This is a genomic window from Roseateles sp. So40a, from assembly GCF_048081605.1.
GTDB lineage: Bacteria > Pseudomonadota > Gammaproteobacteria > Burkholderiales > Burkholderiaceae_C > Roseateles.
Genome location: NZ_CP182288.1, coordinates 3,832,382 through 3,858,390, shown reverse-complemented (window position 1 = coordinate 3,858,390; position 26,009 = coordinate 3,832,382). Strand labels below are relative to the sequence as shown.

Below are 26,009 nucleotides of genomic sequence, written 5' to 3'. Positions count from 1 at the left end.
CTTGGGGACTGCCGGCGCCCCAACCGGGCTCACGGGCTCCCGGTCCCGCGTTCCAACCGCCACCGGGACTTCCATGAGCACCACGTCCGCCGCTGCCGCGCCGATCGACCATCCCCGCCTGTCCGTCGTCATTCCCCTCTACAACAAGGCCGGCCAGATCGCCCGCGCGCTGGATTCGGTGCTCGCGCAGACCGTGCGCGACTTCGAGCTCATCGTGGTGGACGACGGCTCCACCGATGACGGCGCGGCCGTCGTCCAGGCCTGCCCCGACCCGCGCGTGCGCCTGCACCGCCAGCCCAATGGCGGCGTCTCCGCGGCGCGCAACCAGGGCGTGGCGCTGGCGCGCAGCCCGCTGGTGGCCTTCCTGGACGCCGACGATGCCTGGCTGCCCGACCACCTCGAACGCCTGTGGCGCTCCCGCCTGGCCGTCCCCGATGCCGTCGCCTGGGCCGCCAACTACGAGATCGTCGAGCCCGATGGCCGGCGCACGCCCGGCGTGCGCCTGGACTCGTCCGCCCGCGTCGTGCTGACCCCCGAGAACTTCTATCGCATCGCGCTGCAGGGCTCGCCGGTGTGCTCCTCGGCGGTGATGGTGGACAAGGTCGCGCTGCTGGAGGCCGGCGGCTTTCCGGTCGGCGTGCGGCTGGGCGAGGACCTCGACACTTGGATCCGGCTGCTGTTCAGCGGCTCTATCGCCTTCGATCCCCAGCCCGGGGCCCGCTACCACGCCGACGGCGACGACCGGGCGCTGGTGCGGCACGCGCCGCCGGCCCGCTACGTGTTCTTCGACACCGGCGAGACCTGGCGCCGCGCCCACCCGCAGGCGGTCCAGGTCGGCGCGGACATGGAGGAATTCCACAACTTCTTCCGCATCAGCCATGCCCACCACCAGATCAAGTGGGGCGACAAGGCCGCCGGCCGGGCCGTGCTGCGCGCCTGCGACACCCGCGCCTTCGCCGAGGAGCGCCGCCGGCTGCTGCGCATGAGCCTGCTGCCGCAATGCGCCTACCAGGGCCTGACCCGGCTCAAGCGGGCGCTGCGGCCGCCGCCGGCCACCCCCGCGCCGGCCCCGGAAGCGCCGGGCGCCCAGCGTCCGGCCTCGCGTGCCTACCCCTGACTGAGCGGGGGCTCGACTCTTCAGAGTCATCCGGCTGGGTGAGAATCAGCGCCGATTCGCAACGCCTCATCCCCGGAGAGCAGGTTTGAAAGTTCTCGTCACCGGCGCCGCCGGCTTCATCGGCATGCACGTCAGCCAGATCCTGCTGGCGCGGGGCGACCAGGTGGTCGGCCTGGACAACCTCAACGACTATTACGACCCCCGGCTCAAGCACGACCGCCTGGCGCGCCTGACCGGCAAGCCCGGCTTCGAGTTCGTCCAGATGGACGTGGCCGACCGCCAGGGCATCGCCGACCTCTTCGCCAAGCACCGCTTCGACCGCGTCGTGCACCTGGCCGCGCAGGCCGGCGTGCGCTACTCGCTGGTCAACCCGCATGCGTACATCGAATCCAACATCGTCGGATTCACCAACATCCTCGAGGGCTGCCGCCACACCGAGGTGCAGCACCTGGCCTACGCCTCGAGCTCCAGCGTCTACGGCGGCAACACGCTGATGCCGTTCAGCGAGCACCACGGCGTGGACCACCCGGTCAGCCTGTACGCGGCGACCAAGAAGGCCAATGAGCTGATGGCGCACACCTACAGCCATCTGTTCAACCTGCCCACGACGGGCCTGCGCTTCTTCACCGTGTACGGCCCCTGGGGCCGGCCCGACATGGCGCTCTTCCTGTTCACGAAGGCGATCCTGGCGGGCGAGCCGATCAAGGTCTTCAACCACGGGAAGATGATCCGCGACTTCACCTACATCGACGACATCGCCGAGGGCGTGGTGCGGGTGCTCGACCGCACCGCCACCGCCGATCCGGCCTATGACCCGCTGAAGGCCGACCCGGCGCGCTCCAACGCGCCGTACCGCGTGTTCAACATCGGCAACCACGCGCCGATCCCGCTGATGGACTTCATCGCCGCGATCGAGCAGGCCGTGGGCCAGGAGGCGATCAAGGAGTTCCTGCCGCTGCAGGACGGCGACGTGCCGGCCACGCATGCCGACGTCGAGGAACTGGCCGACTGGACCGGCTTCCGCCCCGCGATGCCGGTGCCCGAGGGCATCCGGCGCTTCGTCGCCTGGTACCGCGACTATTACCAGCAGTGACCGGCCAGCAGTCACCGACCAGCAATGACCTGCCAGCAGTGAGCTGCCAGCAATGACATCCAAGGCCCGGCCGGGCGAGCATGCCCCGGCCCGCCTTCCATGAATCAACGAGGAGAGTGGGAATGAAAGTCACGACGATTGGCACCGGCTATGTGGGCCTGGTCACCGGCGCCTGCCTGGCCGAGATGGGCAACCACGTGGTCTGCCTGGACGTGAACGCCGAGAAGATCCGCATCCTCAACGAGGGCGGCATCCCCATCCATGAGCCGGGCCTGGACGCGGTGGTCAAGCGCAATGTCGAGGCCGGCCGCCTGCAGTTCACCACCGACGTGGACGCCGCCGTCAACCACGGTACCATCCTGTTCATCGCCGTGGGCACGCCCCCGGGCGAGGACGGCTCGGCCGACCTGCAGTACGTGCTGGCCGCGGCGCGCTCCATCGGTCAGCGCATGACCGACTACAAGGTCGTCGTCGACAAGAGCACCGTCCCCGTCGGCACGGCCGACAAGGTCCGCGCCGCGATCTCCGACGAGCTGGCCAAGCGCGATGCCAAGGTCGGCTTCGCGGTCGTGTCCAACCCCGAGTTCCTGAAGGAAGGCGCGGCGATCGAGGACTTCATGAAGCCCGACCGCATCGTCGTGGGCTCCGACGACGAGCAGGCCACGCTGATGATGCGCGCGTTGTACGCGCCGTTCACCCGCAGCCACGACCGGCTCTTCGTGATGGACGTGCGCAGCGCCGAGTTCACCAAGTACGCCGCCAACGCGATGCTGGCCACGCGCATCAGCTTCATGAACGAGCTGGCGCTGCTGGCCGAGAAGGTCGGCGCCGACATCGAGCTGGTGCGCCGCGGCATCGGCTCGGATCCGCGCATCGGGTATCAGTTCCTGTACGCGGGCGCGGGTTATGGCGGCTCGTGCTTCCCCAAGGACGTCAAGGCGCTGGTGCGCACCGGGCGCGAGTACGGCCAGGAGCTCAAGGTGCTCAACGCCGTCGAGGAAGCCAACGACCGCCAGAAGCTGGTGCTGGTCGACAAGATCGTCGCGCGTTACGGCGAGGACCTGTCGGGCAAGCGCTTCGCGCTGTGGGGCCTGGCCTTCAAGCCCAACACCGACGACATGCGCGAGGCACCGTCGCTGGTGATCATCGAGGAGCTGGTCAAGCGCGGCGCCGCGATCGCGGCCTATGACCCGGTGGCCATGCACGAGGCCGGCAAGCTGCTGGCGCAGTTCCAGGGCGTGAGCTTCTGCGAGCGCGCCGAGCACGCGCTGGCGGACTCCGACGCGCTGGTCATCGTGACCGAGTGGAAGGAGTTCCGCACGCCGGACTTCGACCGGATCAAGAGCGAGCTCAAGGAGCCGGTGGTCTTCGACGGCCGCAACCTGTATGAGCCATCGCTGATGGTCACCCTCGGCATTGAACACCACGCCATCGGGCGGGGGACGCGCAAGCCGGAGTGAGCCCTTCTGGTCCCCTCGACGACTGTGCAGTGAGGCCTTCCGACCCCCTCGCCGACGGTGCAGTGAGGCCTTCCGACCCACTCGCCGACGGTGCAGTGAGCCCTTCTGGCCCCCTCGCCCGCGAAGCGGGAGAGGGCGGGGGTGAGGGCTCTTCGAAGGGCACTGTGCCCCCACACGAGCCCTCACCCCCACCCCTCTCCCGCTCCGCGGGCGAGGGGAGGCAATCAGGACGCGCAGACGCTTGCGGCGGTGACGCCGGTCTTGACCAGCGTCGGGCGCAGCGTCGACTCGACGTTGGCCGTGCCGCTGCGGCCCCAGGTCGTGACCTTGAAGCTCGTCCCCGCCGGCCAGGTGAAGTTCACCACGTCACCGTCGGCCAGGTAGCCGCTGTCGTAGACCATCACGCCGGTCACCTTGTCCGCGACCGTCATGCGGAAGGTCGCGCCACCGGTGGCCGCCAGCGACAGCCGATAGCTCTCACCCGCCGCGGGCAGCGCCCAGCTCACCGGATTCATCGCGCGGCCGGTCGCGTTGGCCTGCTCGATCAGCGTCGACGTGGCCGGGAAGACCAGCGCCTGGCGCCAGGTGTCGAACTCGCCGCTGACCGTGCCCTTGGTGCGCCACCACGCGCCGCGCATGGACAGCAGGTTCAGCGCCGTGGCCGTCACCGTCGTGCTCGGCGCGTTGTTGCCGTCCAGCCAGGACGAGGCGCTCTGCATCGGACGCAGCGCCGCGCGGATCGTGTCCAGGTCGGCGGCCGTGGCGTTGCTCCAGCCGTTCTTGTGCAGCTTGAAGTCGGCGCCGATCTCCACGTAGATGACGAAGGGCGTGCCGGTGTTGCGGTCCACGACGTAGGCGCCGTAGGCCTTCAGCGTCTCCGCGATCTTGCGCAGCTCCGGCGTGGCCAGCGCCTGCGCGTTGAAGGTCGCGGGCAGCATCATCCGCGCGCCCATCGGGATCTGGCCCGAGTTGGTCGTGGCGGCATTCGAGTCCGCCGAGGTCGCCGGGAACTGGTAGGTCGGGCTGGCGCTCAGACCGGTGAAGTCCAGCGACATGGCCAGCGCGTGCTTGTACATCGCGGCGCCGTCATTGGCCTCGTGGATGCGGATCAGGCCGCCGATCGTGGACACGCCCGCGGCGCGCGCGCCCTGGTAGTAATGCGACGGATCGCCCATGCCGCGACCGGCCAGCGGCGTCCACGCGTACTGGTTGGTGACCCACGCGCCATTGACCTGCTTGAGGCCCCAGAACGAATGGATGACGCCGGCGGCGGTGTCGATGATCTCCGCATGGCCGTCGCTGCCCGTGGCGGGCTGGGTCTCGGCCGGCCAGTGCGGGATGGTGATGGTCGGGCGGTAGACCTCGCTGTCCGGGTCCCACACGCCTTGCGCGTTCGTGCCGGTGACGATCATCGGCGCGTCCTCGGGCGACGCCTCGAAGGCGGCCGTCGACCAGGCCCCGCCGGCCACGGACGGGTAGTAGGTCGACGCCGGGATGACCGCCGTGCCCAGCACCGGGTTGACCGGGCGGCTGTTCCACGGCGAGTCCGGGCTGAACGGGCGCTGGAAGCTGCCGAAGTTGCCGGCCGTGCAGACGGCCGCGGCGCTGCTGCCGCTGTCGGCGTCGCCAGCCACGAGCTGCGTGCTGACGCCGGCGACGGCGTCAGAGGCGGGCAGTGCGGCGGCAGTGACCGCGGGAGTGGAAGCCGCCGTCGGCGGCGTTTCCAGCGACTGGGTGCCGGCGACCGCGCCGGCCTGGGCGCCGCCACCACCGCCGCAGCCGCTCAGCAGCAGCGACGAGGCGAGCGCGCAGGCGCTCAGGCAGGCAGAAACTCGCAAGGAAGCAGAGATATTCGTCATGGTGATTCAAACAACTACGAATGCGCGAAGTGCGCGTTGACGATCGACTGCCTTCAATCTCTTCTTCTTGCGCGCCGGTGAGGGGTTTCCATTCACCGGGCGGGATTCTTGTTACTGGATGTTGGCGCCCCGGAAAGTGGCTGCCTGGATTCCTCCCTGCCGGGGCAGGTGTTGCAGCCACGATTCAGTATGGGGAACCGGTGTCGCGTTTTTCCACTGCAGGCATCGGACTCGTGCCTCGATTCCGGGAATAGTCGACACCCCCGAGACCGTACGGTTTGAAACATCCGGCTTGAGGATTGACAAGCCCAAGGAAGTCGCAGTTGGCGGGGTTATCACCGACCGTTACATACTTCCCGATATTGGGGCGAGCGGACGCGTGGATATTCGAGTTCGCAAATAGAAACTCAATATCACGATGCGCACCGAAATGCGAAGAGCGTCACGAACGAGCGCGGCGAGGGCGCTGTGGGATACTTCGCGCTTCGTTTGAGGGAATCGAGATGGTCAAGATCAATGGGATCGAGGTCGACAACGCGAAGCCGTTCGTGCTGTTCGGCGGCGTCAACGTGCTGGAGTCCGAGCAGTTCGCCGTGGACGTCTGCGGCGAGTACGTCCGGGTGACCCAGGAACTGGGCATCCCCTACGTCTTCAAGGCGTCGTTCGACAAGGCCAACCGCTCCTCGATCAAGAGCTACCGCGGCCCGGGCCTGGACGCCGGCCTGAAGATCTTCGAGGCGGTCAAGAAGGCGCACGGCGTGGCGGTGCTGACCGACGTGCATGAGCCGCATCAGGCGGCCGAGGTCGGAGCGGTGTGCGAAGTGCTGCAGCTGCCGGCCTTCCTGGCGCGGCAGACCGACCTGGTGATCGCGCTGGCCAAGACCGGGCGCGTCATCAACATCAAGAAACCGCAGTTCGTCAGCCCGCCGCAGATGAAGAACATCGTCGAGAAGTTCGAGGAAGGTGGCAATCCGAACCTGATGCTCTGCGACCGCGGCGCGCAGTTCGGTTACGACAACCTCGTCGTGGACATGCTGGGCTTCGGCGTGATGAAGCAGGTCAGCGGCAACAAGCCGGTGATCTTCGACGTGACCCATGCGCTGCAGCAGCGCGAGTCCGGTGCCGCCGCGTCCGGCGGCCGTCGCGGTCAGGTCACCGAGCTGGCCCGCGCGGGCATGGCCATCGGGCTGGCGGGACTGTTCCTGGAATCGCACCCGGATCCCGCCAAGGCGCTGTGCGACGGCCCCAGCGCGCTGCGCCTGTCGCAGCTCAAGCCCTTCCTGGAGCAGGTCAAGGCGATCGACGACCTGGTCAAGCGCCTGCCGGCCCTGGACACGAACTGATCAGCGACTGATCGCGAGCTGATCGCGACGTGATCTCGAGCTGATGTAGCTTGGGGCCCGGGAGGACCTCAGGCTCGACGCGGTTCGGCGGTCGCCGGAGAGGGCGCTTCCGCCACGGGCGGACGCCCGTTGAAGACCAGCCGCATCAGCCCGGACGGGCGCACCACCCACAGGTGCACCGCCAGGCTGAAGGCGAGGGCGCCAGCGGCGATCAGGCTGAACTTCAGCGCCGCGGGCCAGTCCATCGGCAGCAGCGCCAGGGCCAGCGCCACCACGGCGAGGTGATGGACCAGGAAGATCGTGTAGCTCGCGTCGGACAGCAGGCGGCCGAACGGGCTGCGCGCCCCGCGCCGCATCCGTCCCAGCGCGCCGACCGCCGCTCCCGTGGCGACCCACAAGCCCAGCAGCTGCACCGTCAACGCGGCCTCGCGGGCGAAGGCGCCGGACAGGGTGCTGCTCGCGCCGTCGCCCCAGTCGGCCAGGAAGGCGGCCACCGGCAGCAGCCACAGCGGCGTGCGCAACCAAGCGTTCAGCCAGGCGGGCCGATGCCACATCGCCAGGCCGGCGAAGAACATCGGCGCGTAGAAGAACAGGCTGAACAGCGTCAGGCCACCGGGGCCGATGTCGTAGGCGACGCCGCTCAGCCGCACGGCGATCAGCAGCACCTGGTGCAACAGCGCGCCCGCCAGCGCCACGCCCAGCCAGTGCGCCGGGCCGTGCAGGCCGAGGCCGGCCAGGCGGGGCGTCAGACCCGTGGTCACCGCCTGGTTCCAGCGCTGGGCGAGTCGCCGCAGCGGGCCAGCGGCACGGCCATGGCGCAGGGTCGAGCTGCCCAGCAGCATCGCGCCCGCGAGCACCAGCACGTCCAGCACCAGCAGGTCGCGCAGGAACCAGAGGTGGTACATCGGCGTGTTCAGCGAGAAGACGGCCTCCCACGGGTCGGCACCGCGGTGCCAGGCCATCAGCGCCATCTGCAGGCTGTTGAGCAGCGTCCAGCAGGCCAGCAGCGGCAGGCCCAGGCGCAGCAACTGGCGAGCGAGCAGCTCCGGCGCGCCGTGCCGGCCCAGGCTGCCGGCGAAGAGCAGGCCCGACAGCAGGAAGAAGCCGGGCACGCGGAAGCTGTGGATCATCGCGACCAGCGCGTCGAAGACGACGCTGCGGTGGCGGTCCGCGACCAGCCAGTCGCCGGTGGTCAGGAAGACGTCGGCGGCATGCAGCACGACCCCCAGCAGCATCAGCGTGGCGCGGATGCGGTCGAGGTCCAGGTCGCGACAGAGGTCCGGGAAGGATGGGCTCGCGGGGCCGGCAGCCGAGACGGATCGATCGGCGACGGCAAGGCGAGACGCGCCCGACGGGCGCGCGATACGGCGGTCCATGCTTACCTCCTCCTGCATGTGCGGAACGCCTCTTCGGGCGTCTGAGCGTGAAAATGTACGCTTCCCGCCCAAATTGGAGGTGTCGAGTCTGTAAGCGGATCCTTCTGGCAGCCCCCTGGAATGCGGGGGGGTGGGTCAGCGGAGGAGGTCGTCGGCGAGCCGCGCCACGATGCGCGTGGCGGCGTGGCCGTCCCAAAGCGGGGGACGGCGGACGGCCTTCAGGGCTTGGCCTTCGCAGGCCGCCAGTCGTTTCAGGGCCAGTTCGAGGATCCGGGCCGGGTTCGTGCCGGCGATCTCGTTGGTGCCGAGGTCGACCGTGACCGGCCGCTCGGTGTTCTCCCGCAACGTCAGGCACGGGATGCCCAGCGCGGTGGTTTCTTCCTGCAGCCCGCCGCTGTCGGTCAGCACCAGCGTCGCGCGGCGCCACAGCGCCAGGAAGGGCTGATAGGGCAGGGGCGGCAGCAGATGCAGCCCCGGCGCCGTCGCCCGGCTCAGCTCGGCCAGGCGCGCGCGCGTGCGCGGATGCACCGGGAACAGCAACGGCAGCCGCGCCGACAGAGTCCCCAGCGCGTCCATCAACCCCGCGAGCTGCCCAGGATCGTCCACGTTGCCCGGCCGGTGCAGCGTCACCACGCCGAAGCGCGGTTCGGCGTCGTCCAGCAGCGCCGGCGCGCCAGCGTCCGTCAGCGCCAACCGAGCAGCGGCCAGCGCGGCACGGGCAGGCGCGTCGTCCGCGTCCAGCCGCGCCAGCTGGAACAGCAGGTTGTCGACCATCACATGGCCGACCTCGACGATGCGTGTCTCGGGATGCCCCTCGCGGCGCAGATGCGCCGCGGCGCTCGGCTCGGTCGTGAAGAGCCAGTCCGCGATCGCGTCGGTGGCGCGGCGGTTGATCTCCTCGGGCATGGTCATGTCGCCGCTGCGCAGGCCGGCCTCCACATGCGCGACCGGCACGCCGAGCTTGCGCGCCGTCAGCGCGCAGGCCAGCGTGGAATCCACGTCGCCGACGACCACGCAGGCCGCAGGCCGGTCGGCGAGCACCTGCGGCTCGTAGGCCTGCATGATCCGCGCGGTCAACTGGGCGTGGCCGCCGCCATGGCAGTCCAGCGAGACGTCCGGCGGCGGCAGGCCGAGTTCATCGAAGAACACGCCGCTCATCGCGGTGTCATGGTGCTGGCCGGTGTGGATCAGCTTCCACGCCAGCCGGCCGTCCGCGCGCAGCGCCCGCACCAGCGGCGCGAGCTTCATGAAGTTGGGCCGAGCCCCGGCAATCAGATGGATCAGCGGTGCGGCCATCGCCGGCTTATTCGAAGGACTTGGCGTCGGCGAGCAGCGGCGCCTTCGCGTCCTTCTCGGCGAGCTTGAACTCGACATCCAGCGTCGGCCAGACGATGCCGATGGCCGGATCGTCCCAGCGCACCGAGCCCTCGGCCTGCGGCGCGTACAGGTCGGTCGTCTTGTAGAGGAAGTCGGCCGTGTCGCTCAGCACCAGGAAGCCGTGCGCGAAGCCCGGCGGAATCCACAGCTGGCGATGGTTCTCGCTCGTCAGCTCGACGCCGACCCACTGCCCGAACCGGGGGCTGGAGCGGCGCATGTCGACCGAGACATCAAACACCGCGCCGGCGGTGCAGCGCACCAGCTTGCCCTGCGCATGCGGGTGGAGCTGGAAGTGCAGGCCGCGCAGCACGCCCTTGCTCGAGCGCGAATGGTTGTCCTGCACGAAATGCACGTCGTGGCCGCAGGCCGCGTTGAACTTCGGCTCGGTCCAGCTCTCCATGAAGAAGCCGCGCGCGTCGCCGAAGACCTTGGGCTCGATGATCAGCACTTCCGGGAGCGCGGTCGGGATCACCTTCATCAGAGCACCTTCTCGCCGAGCACCTGCCTGAGGTACTGGCCATACCCGTTCTTGAGCATCGGCTGCGCCAGGCGCTCCAGCTGCTCGGCGCTGATCCAGCCCTGGCGGAAGGCGATCTCCTCGGGGCAGGCGACCTTCAGGCCCTGGCGCTTCTCCAGCGTGGCGATGAACTGACCGGCCTCCAGCAGGCTGTCGTGCGTGCCGGTGTCCAGCCAGGCGTAGCCGCGACCCATGATCTCGACGTTGAGCTGCTGCTGCGCGAGGTAACGCGCGTTGACGTCGGTGATCTCGAGCTCGCCGCGCGGGCTGGGCTGGATGTCGGCGGCGATGTCGCAGACCTGGCGGTCGTAGAAGTACAGGCCGGTCACCGCGTAGTTGCTCTTGGGGACCTTGGGCTTCTCCTCGATGCTGACGGCGCGCCTGGCGGCGTCGAACTCGACCACGCCATATCGCTCGGGATCCTGCACGTGGTAGGCGAAGACGGTGGCGCCGTCGTCCTGCGCGTCGGCGCTGCCGAGCAGCCCGGCGAAGTCGTGGCCGTAGAAGATGTTGTCGCCCAGCACCAGCGCGCTCGGATCGCCGCCGATGAAGTCCTTGCCCAGGATGAAGGCCTGCGCGAGACCGTCCGGACTCGGTTGCACGCAGTACTGCAGGTTGATGCCCCAGCGCGACCCGTCACCCAGCAGCGCCTCGAAGCGCGGCAGGTCCTGCGGCGTGCTGATCAGCAGGATGTCGCGCATGCCCGCCAGCATCAGCGTGCTGAGCGGGTAATAGACCATCGGCTTGTCGTAGACCGGCAGCAGCTGCTTGCTGATGGCCAGCGTGGCCGGGTGCAGCCGGGTGCCGGAGCCTCCGGCCAGGATGATGCCCTTGCGGGTGGTGTTGCCCATCGTGGAGCCTCCGGTCACAGGATCTCGTCGAGCAGCCGGTCCACGCCGGTCTGCCAGTGCGGCAGGACCAGCCCGAAGCGGTCCTGCAGCTTGTGGTTGTCCAGGCGCGAGTTCAGCGGCCGTGGCGCGGGGGTCGGGTAGGCGCTGCTGGCCAGCGCCTCGACCTGCTCGGGCGTCACCTTCAGCGCGACGCCCTTGTCGCGGGCGCGCGTGAGCACATGCTGGGCGTACTGGTGCCAGCTGGTCTCGCCGCTCGCGACGGCGTGATACACGCCGCAGCGCGCGCGGTCAGGGTGCGTCGCGCGGATCAGGTGCGCGGTGACATCGGCCAGCAGGTCCGCGCCGGTGGGCGCGCCGAACTGGTCGGCCACGACCTTGAGCTGGTCGCGCTCCGCGGCCAGCCGCAACATCGTCTTGGCGAAGTTGCCGCCGCGCGCCGCGTAGACCCAACTGGTGCGCAGCACCAGGGCGTCTGCGCCGGACGCGGCGATGCGCTGTTCGCCGTCCAGCTTGGTCCGGCCATAGACGCTGAGCGGGGCGGTCGGCGCGTCCTCGAAACGCCAGTCGCTGCCGCTGCCGTCGAAGACGTAGTCGGTCGAGTAATGCACCAGCAGCGCGCCCAGGGCCTTGGCTTCCTCGGCCAGCACGCCGGGCGCCACCGCGTTGATCTGGCGTGCGGCGTCGGCGTCGCTCTCGGCCTTGTCGACGGCCGTGTAGGCCGCGGCATTGACGATCACGTCGGGCGCGACGCGGCGCACCGTGGCGCGCAGCGCGTCGCTGTCGCCGAGGTCGCCGCCCTCATGGCGGTCCAGCGCGACGAGCTCACCCAGCGGCGCGAGCGCGCGCTGCAGTTCCCAGCCGAGCTGGCCGTTCTTGCCGAGCAGCAGGATCCGCATGACCGCTCAACCGCCGTATTGCCTGGACACCCACTCGCGGTACGCGCCCGAGAGCACGCGCGAGGACCAGTCCTCGTTGGCCAGGTACCACTGCACCGTCTTGCGGATGCCGGTCTCGAAGGTCTCGGCCGGACGCCAGCCCAGGTCGCGCTCGATCTTGCGCGCGTCGATCGCGTAGCGGCGGTCGTGGCCGGGGCGGTCCTTCACGTAGGTGATCAGGCGGGCATACGGGCCGGCCGGGTCGGGACGCAGTTCGTCGAGCAGCGCGCACACCGTCTTCACGATGTCGATGTTGGCCTTCTCGTTCCAGCCGCCGATGTTGTAGGTCTCGCCCAGCGTGCCGCCGGCGAGCACCGCGCGGATGCCCGAGCAGTGGTCGGTGACGTAGAGCCAGTCGCGGATCTGCTGGCCGTCGCCGTACACGGGCAGCGGCTTGCCGGCCAGCGCGTTGACGATCATCAGCGGGATCAGCTTCTCGGGGAAGTGATACCGCCCGTAGTTGTTGCTGCAGTTGGTCGTGACCACCGGCAGCCCGTAGGTGTGGAACCAGGCGCGCACCAGGTGGTCGCTCGCGGCCTTGGACGCCGAGTACGGGCTGTTGGGCTCGTACGCATTCGTCTCGGCGAAGGGCGGATCCTCGGGCTTGAGCGAGCCATAGACCTCGTCGGTGGAGACGTGGTGGAAGCGGAAGCCCGCCTTGGCCTCGCCCTCCAGCGCCGACCAGTAGCCGCGAGCGGCCTCCAGCAGCGTGAAGGTGCCCTCGACGTTGGTGCGCATGAACGCGCCCGGGCCGTGGATGGAACGGTCCACATGCGACTCGGCCGCGAAGTGGACGATGGCGCGCGGGCGATGCGTGGCCAGCAACTGATCGATCAGCGCGCGGTCGCAGATGTCGCCCTGGACGAAGACGTGGCGCGCGTCGTCCTTCAACGACGCGAGGTTCTCCAGGTTGCCCGCGTAGGTGAGCGCATCGAGGTTGACCACCGGCTCGTCGGAGGTCTTGAACCAGTCGAGCACGAAATTGCTGCCGATGAAACCGGCGCCGCCAGTGACGAGGATCGTCATGAAACTTCCCTGAGATGTCTGTGAGAGCCGCGGTCGGGCCGGGGAGGGGCCTGGAGAGCGAAGGGCGCCGGGGCGCCCCCTGTCGTCACAGGCGCCAGACCCGGAGTCCGGCGGCGCGCAGATTGTCGCCGTTAAACGCGGCCTTGACGTCGATGAAGGCGCCGCCGGGCACCAGCTTGGCGCCCAGCGCCTCCACCGGCAAGGCCTTGTACTCGCGGTGGGCCACCGCGGCGACGATGGCGTCGGCGCGCGGCAGGTCCTCGAAGGCGTGCAGCGCGACGCCGTACTCATGCATCGCCTCGTCGGCCTCGGCCGCCGGATCGGTGACGAAGACCTCCACGCCGTAGGTCTTGAGTTCGCGGATGATGTCGATCACCTTGGAGTTGCGCAGGTCGCCGCAGTCCTCCTTGAAGGTCAGGCCCAGCACGTTGACCTTGGCGCCCTTGATCGGCGAGCCCGAGGCGATCATCTGCTTGATGGTCTGTTCGGCGATGAACTTGCCCATGCCGTCGTTGATGCGCCGGCCCGCCAGGATGACCTGCGGGTGATAACCCAGCATGTCGGCCTTGTGCGTCAGGTAGTACGGGTCCACGCCGATGCAGTGGCCGCCGACCAGGCCCGGCTTGAACTTCAGGAAGTTCCACTTCGTGCCCGCGGCTTCCAGCACCTCGGAGGTGTCCAGGCCGAGGCGCTCGAAGATGATCGCCAGCTCGTTCATCAACGCGATGTTGAGGTCGCGCTGCGTGTTCTCGATGACCTTGGCGGCCTCGGCGGTCTTGATGCTGGAGGCGCGGTGCACGCCCGGCACGATGATCTGCTCGTAGGTCTTCGCGACGATGTCCAGCGTCGCCGGCGTGTCGCCCGAGACGATCTTGAGGATCTTCGTCAGCGTGTGGTCCTTGTCGCCCGGGTTGATGCGCTCGGGGCTGTAGCCGACGAAGAAGTCCTGCTTCCACTTCAGGCCGGACTCGCGCTCCAGCACCGGGATGCAGACTTCCTCGGTGGCACCGGGGTAGACGGTCGACTCGTACACGACGACCGCGCCGCGCTTCATGTGCCGGCCCACGCTCGTGGACGAGCCGATCAGCGGACGGAAGTCGGGGATCTTGGCATCGTCCACCGGGGTCGGGACGGCCACGATGATGACGTCGGCCTCGGCCAGGCAGGCGGGATCGCTGTGGTACTCGGCGTGCACGGCCGCGCGCACGTCCTCGTCGCTCAACTCGCGCGAGGGGTCGGTGCCGGCGCGGCACTTGGCGACCTTGTCCACCGCGATGTCGAAGCCGATGGTCCGCCCGTGCTTGCCGAACTCGACCACCAGCGGCAGTCCCACATATCCCAACCCGACGACGGCAATCACGGACACGGCCTTCTCCTGTACTTTTCCGAGGACGGCTTTGTATCCGACTTTTCAGTCGCCGCCGACCCCATACCCCCGGGTGAGGGTCGGGACCGGGGGCGTTCGTGCATCAGTTCCGCCCGTAGGTGTCCTGGTAACGCACGATGTCGTCCTCTCCGAGGTAGGAGCCGGACTGGACCTCGATGATCTCCAGCGGCACCTTGCCCGGGTTGGACAGGCGATGGACCTGGCCCAGCGGGATGTAGGTCGACTGGTTCTCGGTCAGCAGCAGCGTCTTGTCGCCGTTGACGATCTCCGCGGTGCCCTGCACGACGATCCAGTGCTCGGCGCGGTGGTGGTGCATCTGCAGGCTCAGCGAGGCGCCGGGCTTGACCATGATGCGCTTGACCTGGAAACGCTCGCCCATGTCGATGCTGTCGTACCAGCCCCAGGGGCGGTGGACCTTGCGATGGAGGTTCTGCTCGTCGCGCTGCGACGCGGTCAGTTGGTTGACGATCTTCTTGACGTCCTGGCTCTTGCTGCGGTCGGCGACCAGCACCGCGTCGGGCGTCTCCACGACGACGATGTTGTCCAGCCCCACCGCCGACACCAGCCGGCTCGTGGCATGGACCAGCGTGTTGCGGCTGTCGGCGATGATCGCGTCGCCACGGCTGGCGTTGCCCGAGGCGTCCTTCTCGGCGACCTGCCACACGGCTTCCCAGGCGCCCAGGTCGTTCCAGCCGGCATCCAGCGGGACCATGCGCAGCGCGATCGGGCTGCCGGGGCAGCGCTCCATCACGGCGTAGTCGATCGATTCCGCCGGCACCGCGGCGAAGGATTCCTTGGCCGGACGCACGAACGCGCCGTCCACCGCCTTGGCCGTGAACGACACGCGCGTGGCCTGCTCGATGTCGGGACGGAACTGGCCCAGCGCCTTCAGCCAGACGCTGGCGCGCAGCACGAACATGCCGCTGTTCCAGTAATAGGCGCCCTGGTCGAGGTACTTCTGGGCGGTCGCGGCATCGGGCTTCTCGACGAAGGCCTCGACGCGCAGGCCCGTGCCCTCGACGGCGGAGCGGATGTAGCCGTAGCCCGTTTCCGGACGGTCCGGCGTGATGCCCAGGATCACGATGGCGCCGTCCTGCGCCTGACGCACGGCGTCCTGCAGCGCGGCGGTGAAGGCGGGGCCGTCGGTGACGGTCTGGTCGGCCGGCGTGACCACCAGCACCGGATCCTGCCCGGCTTCCAGCGCCTGCAGCGCGGCCAGCGTGATCGCCGGGGCCGTGTTGCGACCGACGGGCTCCAGCAGCACGGCGCTCGGCGTCAGCTTGAGTTCGCGAAGCTGGTCCAGCACCATGAAGCGGTGCTCCTCGTTGCCCACGACGATCGGGGCCATCACGGCGATGTCCTCGGCGCCCAGGCTGGACAAACGGTCCGCGGCCTGCTGGAACAGGCTGGTGTTGCCGTTCAGCACGAGGAACTGCTTCGGATAACCGGCGCGGGACAAGGGCCAGAGGCGCGTGCCGCTGCCGCCCGCCATGATCACCGGTTGCGTATCGATCTTGCTCAAGTTACTGCTCCCTCTCTCTCAACTCTCAAAACCATTCGGATTGGCCGATTGCCAGCGCCAGCTGTCCTCGCACATGCGGTCCAGGTCGAAGCGCGCGCTCCAGCCCAGCTTGTCCCGGGCCAGCGCCGGATCGGCATAACAGGCCGCGACATCGCCAGGTCGCCGGTCCACGATCTCATAGGGGATCTGCTGGCCGCTGGCCTTGGCGAAGGCCTGGACCAGATCCAGCACGCTGTAGCCGCGGCCGGTGCCCAGGTTGACCCAGATCGACTCGTCGCCGCGCAGCAGGAAGTTCAGCGCCGCCACGTGGCCTTCGGCCAGGTCGACGACGTGAATGTAGTCGCGCACGCCGGTGCCGTCCGGGGTGTCGTAGTCACCGCCGAAGACCGACAGCTTGGCGCGGCGGCCCACCGCGACCTGCGTCACGTAGGGCATCAGGTTGTTGGGGATGCCGCGCGGGTCCTCGCCGATGCGGCCGCTCTCGTGCGCACCCACCGGGTTGAAGTAGCGCAGGCAGGCGGTCTGCCAGCTCGGGTCCGAGGCGCCGAGGTCGCGCAGGATGCCTTCGCCGATCAGCTTGGTCGCACCGTACGGGTTGACCGCCATCAGGTCGGCGTCCTCACGCAGCGGCAGCGACTTGGGCTGGCCGTAGACCGTCGCGCTGGAGGAGAACACGATGCGCTTGCAGTTGTGCCGGCGCATCGTCTCGCACACCGTCAGCAGGCCGTCGAGGTTGTTGCGGTAGTAGCTCAGCGGCTTGGTGGTGGACTCGCCCACGGCCTTGTAGGCGGCGAAGTGGACGACCGCCGCGGGCTGGTACTCGGCGAAGACCGCTTCCAGCGCGGCGCCGTCGCAGACATCGAGCTTCTCGAACAGCGGGGTCTGCCCGCTGAGCTCGGCCAGGCGTTCCAGCACCTTGGGCGAACTGTTGCTGAAGTTGTCCACGCCGACGACGCGGTAACCCGCCGCCTGCAGCGCGAGCCAGGTGTGGGAGGCGATGTAGCCGGTCGCGCCGGTCAGCAGGATGGTGTCGTTGGCCATGGGATCTTCGGTGTCAGCGGATCATGCCCTGCACGTAGCAGCCGGCGGTGTAGGCGTTGTAGGAATAGAGCACGTTGGACGTGTCGCGGTCGAGTCGCGTGTACGAGCAACCCACCGTCACGTTGCGCAGCGCCTCCCAGGCCAGGCCCAGGCTGTACTGCTTGGAGTTGTCCTTCGCGCCGGCGCCGGGCAGGGCGATGTCGCCGTTGCGGCTCAGGCGCGTGATGCCGAGGCCGGCCGTCGCGGTGATCTTGCCGGTGAGGCGGTAGCTGAACTGCGTCTGCAGCGCCGTCTGCACGCGGTTGAAGTCGGCCAGCCCGTTGTTGATGCCCAGGTAATAGGCCTCGACGCCGGTGTCGCGCGAGAGCTTGGTGTTGAGCGTCCAGCGGCCGCCCGGCGCCCAGGTCCAGCTCAGCGCGCCGGTCACGCCGGTGAAGGAATCCGAGGTGCTGCGGCTGATCCGCGCGTTCAGGCTGCTGGAGCCGGTGGCGCGCCACAGCGCGGTCAGGTCGACGTCCTTGCGGTCCCACTCGAAGCCGTTGGACGGCACGCGGCCCTTGGTGTAGCGGCCCGCGACGCCGAAGCGCCAGGCGCTGCTCGCGTTGTAGAGCAGGCCCAGCGAGGACATGTTCTGGCGGTATTCCTGCGAGTCCCACAGCGCCAGCGAATAGTCCCGCTCGCGCCGGGAGAACGTCCCTTCGACGGTGAACGGCGACAGGTTGGGCAGGCCCAGCCGGACGCTGCCGCCCAGGCTGCGGTCGGTCTGCAGGTTGCGCTCGGTCGTGGGCGCGATGCCCGTGTTGCTGTTGAAGTCGGCCAGCGTGCGGGCGGTGGTGTAGTCCACCGTGCCCGACAGGTTGCCCACGGTCTCCCAGTCCAGCCCGGCGTCGATGTTGTAGCCGCGGTTGTCCAGCCGGCTGTTTTCCTGATAGCGGGTGTCGTTGAAGCGCGCGTCGGCATGCACGCGCTGGCGGCCCAGCCGCGTGTCCGCGCCGGCCAGCAGGCTCAGCGAGGTCAGCCGGTCGCTGTTCGACGCGGCGTTGGATCGGAAGACGTTGTCGGTGTAGTAATGGCCCAGCGAGGCGCCCAGGTACCAGGGGCTGCCGACGTCGCTCTGGGCCCAGGCGGGCAGGGCGGCAGCGGCCAGCAGTGCCAGCGGGAGCGCCCGGGGCAGGGTCAGTCGGTGGTGTCGCGTCATCGGTGGAGTCCCCTTGTTGTCGTCATCCCGTCGTGATTCGGCCGTCATCCGTCGTCAATACGCGTGGCGATCGAACAGCATCAGCCGGACGGTCCGAACGATGATCTGGAGATCCAGGCCCAGCGACCAGTTGCGCAGGTACTCCAGATCGTACTCGACGCGTGCCTTCATCTTGTCCACGGTGTCGGTCTCGCCGCGCAGGCCGTTCACCTGTGCCCAGCCGGTGATGCCCGGCTTGACCTTGTGGCGGACCATGTAGGCCTTGATGATCTGGCGGTATTCCTCGTTGTGCGCGACCGCGTGCGGGCGCGGACCGACGATGCTCATACGGCCCTGCAGCACGTTGATGAACTGCGGCAGCTCGTCCAGCGAGGTCTTGCGGATGAAGGCGCCGAACGGCGTGATGCGCGGGTCGCCCTTGGTGGCCTGCTTGACCACCGCGCCGTTGTCCATCGAGCGCATCGAGCGGAACTTGTAGACGATGATCTCCTCGCCATCCAGGCCGTTGCGGCGCTGCTTGAAGATCACCGGTCCGGGCGAGCTCATCTTCACCCCGATCGACAGGATCAGCAGGATCGGCGAGATCAGCACCAGGATCATCGCGGCCAGCACGATGTCGCTGATCCGCTTGACCACCTCGTTGACGCCGGTGAACGGCGTCTCCAGGATGCCCACCACCGGCACGCCGTTCACGTCCTGCAGGCGGCCCTGGATGATGCTGATGCCGAAGACGTCGGGCACGAAGAACAGCGACGCGGTCGTGCCCTGCAACTGCTCGAGCAGCTGCAGGATGCGCGGCTGCGACCCCAGCGGCAGCGTGATGTAGACCTCGCGCACGCCGTGGGCGCGCACGTAGTCGCTCAGCTGCGGCAGGCTGCCCAGGATGCGGTCCGTGCAGTCGTCGTGGAGCCGGTCGGCGGTGCGGTCGTCGAAGAAGCCCAGGCACTCGGCGCCGCCGGCCGTGCCGAATTCCAGCGCGCGCGCGACCTTGGCCCCCAGCGGCCCGGCGCCGACGATCACCGCGGTGCGGCGGATCCAGGGCTGGCGCGAGCGCCAGCGCAGCACGCGCCGGCCGATCTCGACCGCGATGATCTGCGCCAGCGGCGTCAGCAGCGCCCACCACAGCAGCACCGGCCGCTCGAAGTAATGGAAGCTGCTGGTCGCGTAAGCGAACATGCCCAGGATGAGCAACAGCATCAGCCACGACCCGACGATGTCGGTGAACGCGCTGGCCGGATGGTCGGTGAAGCGGTTGCGTCCCGGGAAGGTCAGCGCGAACACCAGCATGCACAGCGTGTAGGTCGAGCGCATCACGGGCTCGTCGAAGCACGCCAGCAGGGCCAGGTAGACCCCGACGATCAGGGTCGGTTCCAGGAAGGCCGCGATGAACGACTGGACCGATTGCGGCGCGCTGTAGAAGGTTCTCTTGTAATTCCGATCCTCAAACATCACCCAGTGGTCCTTCCCCGGCAAACAGCCGGAAATTCTCGCTCAATTCATTTCGCGCACTCGTAACCGGCCCCCCTAGCTTGTCACCGGTTTCGTCGCGCCCCGGACCGCTCTCGCGGCCTGCCTACAATCCGTCCCATGCTCCAAGAATGGTCCCTGCTCCTGGCCCCCGCGGTCCAGGATCGCATCACGCTGTTGCTCAACCATGTCATGTCCCGCGAGCCTGTCGCCACCGCGCGCCTGGCCCCGCACACGGGCAAGACGCTGCGACTGCGCCTGGCCGGCTGGCCGGCGCTGCTGCCCGCGGCGCCAGACCTGCGGTTGCGCATCACCCCCGCCGGTCTCCTGGAACGATTGGCCGACGAGGATGCCCCTAGGCAAGAACCGGACCTGCTCATCGAGCTGGACGCGTCCAACCCCGCGGCCGCGGCTTTCGCGGCGCTGTCAGGCGCGCGTCCGGACGTGCGCGTGGAAGGGGATGCCCAGCTCGCCGGCGACTTCAACTGGCTGATCGACCACGTGCGCTGGGACATCGAGGACGACCTCGCCGCGATCACCGGACCCGCCGTGGCGCACCAGCTCGGCCGTTTCGGCCGCGCCGCGGCCGGCGCGCTGGCGGCCCTGGCCCGTCAGGCGGGCCGCTTCATGCCCGACGGCGCAGGCCGGGCATGAGCTCATGAGGTATCTGTCCCGCCTGCTGGTCATCGTCTGGACCCTGTATCGATTCGGGCTGGATGAGCTGGCGCTGTCCACGCTCAAGCGGCGTCGATTCCGCTTCCTGCGCCGGCTGATCTCGGTCGGCCGCGCCTGGGACCAGCCGCGCGGCGTGCGGCTGCGGCTCGCGCTGGAGCGGCTGGGGCCGATCTTCGTCAAGTTCGGTCAGCTGCTGTCGACCCGGCGGGACCTGGTCCCGCCGGACATGATCGAGGAGCTGTCCAAGCTCCAGGACAACGTCCCGCCGTTCCCCGCCGCCTTGTCACGCGAGCTCATCGAGCGCGCCTTCGGACGGCGCATCGAGGACATCTTCGCGAGCTTCGAGGCCGAGCCGGTGGCGAGCGCGTCCATCGCGCAGGTGCACTTCGCGACCCTGCCCGACGGCCGCGAGGTGGCCGTCAAGGTGCTGCGCCCGGGCATGCTGGACATCATCGAGGACGACCTCGCGCTGATGCGCACGCTGGCAGGATGGGTGGAGCGTTTCTCCGCCGATGGCCGACGGCTCAAGCCGCGCGAGGTGGTCGGCGAGTTCAACACCTACCTGCACGACGAACTGGACCTGGTGCGCGAGGCCGCCAACGCGGCCCAACTGCGCCGCAACATGCAGGACCTGCGCCTGGTGCTGGTGCCGGAGATGATCTGGGAGCTCTGCAAGAGCGAGGTCATCGTCATGGAGCGCATGCGCGGCGTGCCGATCTCGCAGCTGGAGCGGCTGCGCGAAGCGGGCGTGGACATCAAGAAGCTGGCCCGCGACGGCGTCACGATCTTCTTCACGCAGGTGTTCCGGGACGGTTTCTTCCATGCCGACATGCACCCCGGGAACATCCAGGTCAGCCTGGACCCCAAGACCTTCGGCAACTACGTGGCGCTGGACTTCGGGATCATCGGCACGCTGACGCAGGTCGACAAGGACTACCTCGCGCAGAACTTCATCGCCTTCTTCCGCCGCGACTACAAGCGCGTGGCCGAGCTGCACATCGAGTCCGGCTGGGTGCCGCCCGAGACGCGGGTCGATGAGCTCGAAGGCGCGGTGCGCACGGTCTGCGAGCCGCATTTCGACAAGCCGCTCAAGGACATCTCGCTGGGCCAGGTGCTGATGCGCCTGTTTCAGATCTCGCGAAGATTTAACGTCGAGATTCAGCCGCAGCTGGTTTTGCTGCAAAAAACGCTGCTCAACATCGAAGGTCTGGGTCGTCAGCTCGATCCGGAACTGGATCTCTGGGCGACGGCCAAGCCGTTCCTGGAGCGCTGGATGGACGAGCAGGTGGGCTGGCGAGCCTTCGTGAACCACCTCAAGAAGGAAGCGCCGCGTTACGCGCAGATCCTGCCGGAGTTCCCGAGACTCATGCATGAGGTGCTGCGCCAGCGCGCCGAGGATGGCCATGCCGACCTCACCCGCCAGCTGCTGACTGAGCAGCGCCGCACCAATCACTTGCTGCAGGCACTGCTGTGGGGCGTCGGCGGCTTCATGGTGGCGTTGGTGCTGACGCAGCTCGCGCTGCGCTGGTGGGACTGAGCTCGCCACGTTGTCGCCACGTAGTCGCAACGTCTGGAAACACAAAACCGCCCTTCAAGGGGCGGTTTGTCTTTGGGAGACGACACGTGACGTTCGGCGTCGTCAGGTGGCGCCATCAGGTGGCACTGTCAGGTCGCGTAGTCGGCGAAACCTTGCTTCAGCCGCGAGCGCAGCAGCGTGCGGACCCGGTTCACCCGTGATCGCACCGTGCCGATGGGGATGGCCTGGATCTCGGCCACGTCCCGATAGGACTCCTCCTGCAGGCAGGCCAGGTCGAAGGTGCCGCGCAGGTCCGGCGAGAGCCCGGACAGGGTGACATCCACGATGCCCGCCAACTGGCGATACGCCACCTGCTGGCTGACGTCCACCGATCCATCTCGGGGGCGATGGGCCGACTCGACGTCCATGATGTGCGGCGACTCGTCCAGGCTGGTCATCTGGCTGCTGCGTTTGGAACAGCGCGCGACGTGGTTGCGTGCCACGTTCGCCGCGATGCCGAAGAACCAGGTCTCCACCGTGGAACGGGCCTGGAAACGATCAGCGCATCGCGTGGCCTCGAGCATCGCGTCCTGGATGATGTCGTCGAGTTCGCCCGGCGAGCGCTCATACCGGCGCAGGAAACGCTTGAGCTTGCTGGAGTCGCTGCGGGACTCGCGGGCGATCTTCACGATGTGCGCCAGGACCAGTTGCTGACGCTGGCGGACGAGCTCGGGATCGACCGGCTCGACCGGCTCGACCGAGTGGACCCGTTCGACCGGAGCGGCGTCCGTGGGGGCTGCCGTCCCACTGTCGGCATCGACCGCTTCAACGGCCGCGCTGGGAGGGGCGGCGTCCGCGGGCTCCGGAACTTCGTAGGAATGGTTCATGGACAGACTCGAAGATGGTCCGGGTCCCCGTTGGGCTCGGTAGCGGGCGCGCGCCCGACGGGGATGTTCCGGAGCCGGGGGCTCCCTGGAGTGGGGAGGACAAGGGCACGCCGCGCCGGGCGCATGAGGAAAGGGAAGTCGAGGCGCGCGCTCAATGGCGGCCTCCAAAGGTGATCAATGCCGACAGGGCCAGGTCGCCCAGCGCGAGCAGCTGCAAGGCCATCCAGCGGCCGGTCATCGCGAGGACCAGGCCGACGGCGAGCAGCTTCACGGCGAAGGGAATGCTCTGGTCCTGCATGGACAGGACGGTCTGCACCAGCGAGACGATCACGCCAGCAATGACCGCCACGACGAGCGGCGGCAGGGTGAGCCAGATGACCAGCAACAGGCCCTTCTGGAAAAACGCGATGGTTTCGATCACGCCGCGGCCCTCATGCGTAGGAACGGACCAGGCCGTCGAAGAGCCGCGCCCAGCCGTCAAGCAGGACGAACAGCAGGATCTTGAGCGGCAGCGACACCACCATCGGCGACACCATCTGCATGCCCAGCGCCAGCAGCAGGTTGGACAGCAGCAGGTCGATGACGACGAAGGGGACGTAGAGCACGAACCCGGCCTTGAGCGCGAGCTCCAGCTCGCTCACCACGAAGCAGGGAATCAGCACGACGTAATCGCTGTCGGCGGGGGCGGCCAGGCCCGATTCGCTCCACTGCTGCCGGGCGAGATCGACGAATTTCTGTCGCTTCTCCGGCAGCGTGTTGGCGAGCATGAAGCCGCGAAACGGCTCGGACGCATGGGCCAGTTCGGGCAGGCCGAGGGGTTTCGAGGACGGGCGGACACGCGACGTGCCGGACGCCTCGAACGACGCCGAGCCGCTGGCGGCGGGCGAATTGATGTGCAACCTCGAGGCGACCTCGTTGAGCACCGGCGCCATCACGAACAGCGTGGCGGCGAGCGCCATGCCGTTCAGCGCCATCGTCGGCGGTACCTGCTGCACGCCGAGCGCGTTGCGCACGATCATCAGCACCACCGAGATCTTCAGGTAGCTCGTCGTGCAGACCAGCAGCAGGGGCAGCAGCGTCAGCCCCCCGAGCAGGACGGCCAGCGCGACGGGATCGAGGTTGCCGACATTCACCGCGGACTCCCCCACTGCAGGATCTCGATGGCGAGGCGCCCGTCGACATCCACCAGCTGGCCCGAGCCCAGCTCGGTGCCGTGGGCGACGATGCGCACGTGGGCGGGGGTGGTGGATTCCAGCTCGATGACGTGGCCCGGAGCCAGGGCGCTGAGTTCGCCGACGGTCAGGGCGACGCGGCCGACGATGAAGTCCAGATCTACGGTCAAGGCATCCACGTTGCGGGGCTCCGTTGGGGGTGGCAAGGCATGGGGGGAATTGGAGCCCCGGCCCCCCTTCGGGCCCCATCCCTGGAACTCGCGTGAGAGGTGGTTCACCTGACCTAAATGAAGCAGTTGCCTCCCCGATATGAAGCAGAGCGGGCGGACTTCTGACGGGTTGTCCGCGGGGAGCCACAGCGCGTCGCCGACACGAAGGCGGGACGCCGTCGAGCGCGAGACGGTCACTCGGCCCAGGTGCAGGCCCATGGGGAGCGTCACGGCGGCCAGGGCCGGCGGCAGCGGATGCGTCAGAGGCATCGGCACCCAGCCCGCAAGCCCGGCGATGGCCGACCAGCTCTCGGCCGTGGCCTCGATACCGACCGTGTGACGGGAGCCATCCCGTGCGATCAAGGTGAGCGCGGCGCGAATTGGAGCTTGCAGCGTCTCTTGACCGATGTCGGATCCGGTGGCGACCGCCAGCGCTCCACCCAGGGCGTCGGCGATCGATGTCGGCCAGAGCGCGCAGGCCAGGTTCAGCAGACCGTCCCGCGTGGAGGTGTCGGCCGCCGGGGGCAGCGCCACCCCGGTGAGCAGCGCGATCAGGCGATCGTCAGGAAGTCGCAGATCGCCATGCGCGCCGCGAAGCGTCACGCTCCCTCGCTGCATGCACGGCGCCTTCATCGCTCGCGGGTCGGGATTCGCGTCGGAGCCGTCGGCCGCGCCTGACAGCGTCAGATGCAGGGCGGACCAAGGCGATCCGTCCGCGAGTTCCTCATCGAGATCAGGCACCTTCCAGCTCAATCCACGTCGCAGCGTCCGTTCCAGCCGGACCCGGACGGCATCGCGCGAAGGGAAGCGCGCGGGTGTCTGGAACGTGGTGACCGGATCCGGCGGCGCCGTGCAGACGAGCGGGAGGGGGGCGTGGGTGATGGCGGATGTCATGGGCGAGCACCCGTCGTGGCGGGCGAGAGGAGAAGTCAGGGAGGGCGACGCGGATCGGGCGGTCAGTGCGTGGCGCGAAGCGATGCGTTCTTCTGGCGACGCCTGCGGGGCGAACCGGCAGGTCCTGCCATCGCACTAGCGCGCCCATGCACCCCGCCTGGATTGCCGAACGCCTCACGCTCAACGGCCTCGCCCTTCGCCTCGACCAGGATGTCGAGACCGGCGAGGCCGCCGTCGTTGTGGCGCGAGAGTCCCTCGCGGTGATCCGCGAGGCCTCGGAGCTCGTGCGGGCCGCGCGTCGGCGCTGCGCGAGCCGGCTTCGACAGGCCCGTCAACGGGAAACGCGCTGGCGCGCGCAGAAGCGGGAGGCGTTGAACCGCCAGGCCCTTGACCAGATCGAGGCGTTGCGACGCGAGACCTTGACCGATGTCGCACGGATCGCGTCGGCGCTGACCGGCGAGCGCGCCGCGCTGCAAGCGGGCATCGAGACCCTCATGACCACCATCGCGCATGCGGCGGCCCGCCGGCTGTTGATCGAGCTGCCGGGCGATCTCGCGGCGCGATCCAGCGCCAGGTTGTTGCTGGACGAATGGCGCGCCTCACGCGGCGAAGGCGATGGCCGGCTCCGCGCGCATCCCGACGATGCCGCCGTGCTGGGCGGGTTCGCTGCCGACACCGGTTGGACGCTGACACCGGATTCGACGCTCGAGACCGGCCACTGCGTGCTGGAGCACCCGATGGGCAGCCTGCATGCGTCCTACCGCGACAACGTGGGCGCATTGATCGATGTGGTGGCGACGGACGCCACGGCATCGGAGACCGCATCGCCGCCGACATCGGCCGCGAATTCCCTTCCCCCGCCTCACATTTCCCAGGAGCCTCCAGATGACCTCGATCTCAACGACCCACCGCCTGATGCAGACCGCGCAATCGCAGACGAAGAAGCTGTCGGAGGCGATGAAGACCCTCAATGCGGCGGACATCGACCGCGCGGTGGAGATGCAGTTGCAACATCAGGCCAGGTCGGCCTCGATGAAGCTGACGATGCAGCGTCATTGGCTGACGCAACGCAAGATCCTTGAAGAAA

23 protein-coding genes are annotated in these 26,009 nt (G+C 68.6%); 7 read left to right on the top strand and 16 right to left on the bottom strand.

Annotated features, from left to right (window positions below; genetic code table 11):
• Positions 1–73 precede the first annotated feature (73 nt).
• From ACNI65_RS17580 to ACNI65_RS17570, 3 genes are all read left to right on the top strand, one after another.
• The gene (locus tag ACNI65_RS17580) at positions 74–1,117 is read left to right on the top strand and encodes a glycosyltransferase family 2 protein (protein ID WP_416758307.1); all 1,044 of its coding nucleotides are present in this window, start codon (positions 74–76) and stop codon (positions 1,115–1,117) included.
• Positions 1,118–1,202: 85 nt separating this feature from the next.
• Complete coding sequence (locus ACNI65_RS17575) at positions 1,203–2,210, top strand: NAD-dependent epimerase (RefSeq protein ID WP_416758305.1); 1,008 nt, start codon at positions 1,203–1,205, stop codon at positions 2,208–2,210.
• A 122-nt stretch (positions 2,211–2,332) separates the two neighbouring features.
• Entirely contained in the window at positions 2,333–3,670 is a 1,338-nt protein-coding gene (locus tag ACNI65_RS17570) for a UDP-glucose dehydrogenase family protein (protein WP_416758304.1), read from the top strand.
• Between the two features lie 224 nt (positions 3,671–3,894).
• On the opposite strand, the gene ACNI65_RS17565 is transcribed toward ACNI65_RS17570, so the two are convergent.
• Positions 3,895–5,508, bottom strand: a complete 1,614-nt coding sequence (locus ACNI65_RS17565) for an Atrophin-1 multi-domain protein (protein WP_416758303.1) — start codon at positions 5,506–5,508, stop codon at positions 3,895–3,897.
• Between the two features lie 524 nt (positions 5,509–6,032).
• Here ACNI65_RS17565 and kdsA point away from each other — a divergent pair.
• Positions 6,033–6,872, top strand: a complete 840-nt coding sequence (gene kdsA, locus ACNI65_RS17560) for a 3-deoxy-8-phosphooctulonate synthase (RefSeq protein WP_416758301.1) — start codon at positions 6,033–6,035, stop codon at positions 6,870–6,872.
• A gap of 68 nt (positions 6,873–6,940) precedes the next feature.
• Here kdsA and ACNI65_RS17555 read toward each other — a convergent pair whose 3' ends face one another.
• From ACNI65_RS17555 to ACNI65_RS17505, 11 genes are all read right to left on the bottom strand, one after another.
• Positions 6,941–8,248, bottom strand: coding sequence for an acyltransferase family protein (locus ACNI65_RS17555; protein WP_416758300.1), 1,308 nt, complete (start codon positions 8,246–8,248; stop codon positions 6,941–6,943).
• A 135-nt stretch (positions 8,249–8,383) separates the two neighbouring features.
• Entirely contained in the window at positions 8,384–9,544 is a 1,161-nt protein-coding gene (gene wecB / locus ACNI65_RS17550) for a non-hydrolyzing UDP-N-acetylglucosamine 2-epimerase (protein ID WP_416758299.1), read from the bottom strand.
• A 7-nt stretch (positions 9,545–9,551) separates the two neighbouring features.
• A complete protein-coding gene (gene rfbC / locus ACNI65_RS17545; protein ID WP_416758297.1) occupies positions 9,552–10,103 on the bottom strand; it encodes a dTDP-4-dehydrorhamnose 3,5-epimerase in 552 nt (183 codons plus the stop codon).
• Entirely contained in the window at positions 10,103–10,993 is an 891-nt protein-coding gene (gene rfbA / locus ACNI65_RS17540) for a glucose-1-phosphate thymidylyltransferase RfbA (RefSeq protein WP_416758296.1), read from the bottom strand. Before rfbA ends, rfbC begins: the two co-directional genes overlap by 1 nt.
• Positions 10,994–11,007: 14 nt before the next feature.
• A complete protein-coding gene (rfbD, locus tag ACNI65_RS17535; protein WP_416758295.1) occupies positions 11,008–11,889 on the bottom strand; it encodes a dTDP-4-dehydrorhamnose reductase in 882 nt (293 codons plus the stop codon).
• Positions 11,890–11,895: 6 nt separating this feature from the next.
• Complete coding sequence (rfbB, locus tag ACNI65_RS17530) at positions 11,896–12,954, bottom strand: dTDP-glucose 4,6-dehydratase (protein ID WP_416758293.1); 1,059 nt, start codon at positions 12,952–12,954, stop codon at positions 11,896–11,898.
• A gap of 85 nt (positions 12,955–13,039) precedes the next feature.
• The gene (locus ACNI65_RS17525; protein WP_416758292.1) at positions 13,040–14,320 is read right to left on the bottom strand and encodes a nucleotide sugar dehydrogenase; all 1,281 of its coding nucleotides are present in this window, start codon (positions 14,318–14,320) and stop codon (positions 13,040–13,042) included.
• Between the two features lie 103 nt (positions 14,321–14,423).
• Entirely contained in the window at positions 14,424–15,833 is a 1,410-nt protein-coding gene (locus tag ACNI65_RS17520; RefSeq protein WP_416763648.1) for a mannose-1-phosphate guanylyltransferase/mannose-6-phosphate isomerase, read from the bottom strand.
• Between the two features lie 48 nt (positions 15,834–15,881).
• Complete coding sequence (gene galE, locus ACNI65_RS17515; protein ID WP_416758290.1) at positions 15,882–16,904, bottom strand: UDP-glucose 4-epimerase GalE; 1,023 nt, start codon at positions 16,902–16,904, stop codon at positions 15,882–15,884.
• Positions 16,905–16,917: 13 nt separating this feature from the next.
• Positions 16,918–18,102: a hypothetical protein gene (locus ACNI65_RS17510; protein WP_416758289.1), complete on the bottom strand. Its 1,185-nt coding sequence runs from the start codon at positions 18,100–18,102 to the stop codon at positions 16,918–16,920.
• Between the two features lie 54 nt (positions 18,103–18,156).
• On the bottom strand, positions 18,157–19,551 hold the full coding sequence (locus ACNI65_RS17505) for an undecaprenyl-phosphate glucose phosphotransferase (RefSeq protein WP_416758288.1): 1,395 nt from the start codon (positions 19,549–19,551) through the stop codon (positions 18,157–18,159).
• 138 nt (positions 19,552–19,689) lie between these two features.
• Between ACNI65_RS17505 and ACNI65_RS17500 the strand changes: the two genes are divergently transcribed.
• Both ACNI65_RS17500 and ubiB read left to right on the top strand, forming a co-directional pair.
• Positions 19,690–20,223, top strand: a complete 534-nt coding sequence (locus tag ACNI65_RS17500; protein WP_416758287.1) for a hypothetical protein — start codon at positions 19,690–19,692, stop codon at positions 20,221–20,223.
• A 4-nt stretch (positions 20,224–20,227) separates the two neighbouring features.
• Entirely contained in the window at positions 20,228–21,781 is a 1,554-nt protein-coding gene (ubiB, locus tag ACNI65_RS17495; protein WP_416758286.1) for a ubiquinone biosynthesis regulatory protein kinase UbiB, read from the top strand.
• Between the two features lie 128 nt (positions 21,782–21,909).
• On the opposite strand, the gene ACNI65_RS17490 is transcribed toward ubiB, so the two are convergent.
• The 4 genes from ACNI65_RS17490 to ACNI65_RS17475 form a co-directional block, all read right to left on the bottom strand.
• A complete protein-coding gene (locus ACNI65_RS17490) occupies positions 21,910–22,647 on the bottom strand; it encodes a sigma-70 family RNA polymerase sigma factor (protein ID WP_416758285.1) in 738 nt (245 codons plus the stop codon).
• Positions 22,648–22,798: 151 nt separating this feature from the next.
• Positions 22,799–23,068, bottom strand: a complete 270-nt coding sequence (gene sctS, locus ACNI65_RS17485) for a type III secretion system export apparatus subunit SctS (RefSeq protein ID WP_416758284.1) — start codon at positions 23,066–23,068, stop codon at positions 22,799–22,801.
• Positions 23,069–23,078: 10 nt separating this feature from the next.
• Positions 23,079–23,780 (bottom strand): type III secretion system export apparatus subunit SctR, encoded by a 702-nt coding sequence (gene sctR / locus ACNI65_RS17480; protein WP_416758283.1) that lies wholly within the window; start codon positions 23,778–23,780, stop codon positions 23,079–23,081.
• Positions 23,777–24,922 (bottom strand): FliM/FliN family flagellar motor switch protein, encoded by a 1,146-nt coding sequence (locus tag ACNI65_RS17475; protein ID WP_416758282.1) that lies wholly within the window; start codon positions 24,920–24,922, stop codon positions 23,777–23,779. The genes sctR and ACNI65_RS17475 overlap by 4 nt, the downstream gene beginning before the upstream one ends.
• Positions 24,923–25,068: 146 nt before the next feature.
• Between ACNI65_RS17475 and ACNI65_RS17470 the strand changes: the two genes are divergently transcribed.
• Positions 25,069–26,004, top strand: coding sequence for a hypothetical protein (locus ACNI65_RS17470; RefSeq protein ID WP_416758280.1), 936 nt, complete (start codon positions 25,069–25,071; stop codon positions 26,002–26,004).
• Positions 26,005–26,009: the final 5 nt, after the last annotated feature.

Excerpts from the sequence above, each read along its gene's own strand:
- ACNI65_RS17505 (WP_416758288.1), bottom strand. The coding sequence starts at position 19,551 with ATGTTTGAGGATCGGAATTACAAGAGAACCTTCTACAGCGCGCCGCAA.
- ubiB (WP_416758286.1), top strand. The coding sequence starts at position 20,228 with ATGAGGTATCTGTCCCGCCTGCTGGTCATCGTCTGGACCCTGTATCGA.
- galE (WP_416758290.1), bottom strand. The coding sequence starts at position 16,904 with ATGGCCAACGACACCATCCTGCTGACCGGCGCGACCGGCTACATCGCC.
- ACNI65_RS17520 (WP_416763648.1), bottom strand. The coding sequence starts at position 15,833 with ATGGCGGGCGGCAGCGGCACGCGCCTCTGGCCCTTGTCCCGCGCCGGT.
- ACNI65_RS17555 (WP_416758300.1), bottom strand. The coding sequence starts at position 8,248 with ATGGACCGCCGTATCGCGCGCCCGTCGGGCGCGTCTCGCCTTGCCGTC.
- ACNI65_RS17490 (WP_416758285.1), bottom strand. The coding sequence starts at position 22,647 with ATGAACCATTCCTACGAAGTTCCGGAGCCCGCGGACGCCGCCCCTCCC.
- wecB (WP_416758299.1), bottom strand. The coding sequence starts at position 9,544 with ATGGCCGCACCGCTGATCCATCTGATTGCCGGGGCTCGGCCCAACTTC.
- ACNI65_RS17500 (WP_416758287.1), top strand. The coding sequence starts at position 19,690 with ATGCTCCAAGAATGGTCCCTGCTCCTGGCCCCCGCGGTCCAGGATCGC.
- rfbB (WP_416758293.1), bottom strand. The coding sequence starts at position 12,954 with ATGACGATCCTCGTCACTGGCGGCGCCGGTTTCATCGGCAGCAATTTC.
- rfbD (WP_416758295.1), bottom strand. The coding sequence starts at position 11,889 with ATGCGGATCCTGCTGCTCGGCAAGAACGGCCAGCTCGGCTGGGAACTG.
- kdsA (WP_416758301.1), top strand. The coding sequence starts at position 6,033 with ATGGTCAAGATCAATGGGATCGAGGTCGACAACGCGAAGCCGTTCGTG.
- ACNI65_RS17570 (WP_416758304.1), top strand. The coding sequence starts at position 2,333 with ATGAAAGTCACGACGATTGGCACCGGCTATGTGGGCCTGGTCACCGGC.
- ACNI65_RS17470 (WP_416758280.1), top strand. The coding sequence starts at position 25,069 with ATGCACCCCGCCTGGATTGCCGAACGCCTCACGCTCAACGGCCTCGCC.
- rfbC (WP_416758297.1), bottom strand. The coding sequence starts at position 10,103 with ATGAAGGTGATCCCGACCGCGCTCCCGGAAGTGCTGATCATCGAGCCC.
- ACNI65_RS17580 (WP_416758307.1), top strand. The coding sequence starts at position 74 with ATGAGCACCACGTCCGCCGCTGCCGCGCCGATCGACCATCCCCGCCTG.
- ACNI65_RS17510 (WP_416758289.1), bottom strand. The coding sequence starts at position 18,102 with ATGACGCGACACCACCGACTGACCCTGCCCCGGGCGCTCCCGCTGGCA.
- ACNI65_RS17475 (WP_416758282.1), bottom strand. The coding sequence starts at position 24,922 with ATGACATCCGCCATCACCCACGCCCCCCTCCCGCTCGTCTGCACGGCG.
- rfbA (WP_416758296.1), bottom strand. The coding sequence starts at position 10,993 with ATGGGCAACACCACCCGCAAGGGCATCATCCTGGCCGGAGGCTCCGGC.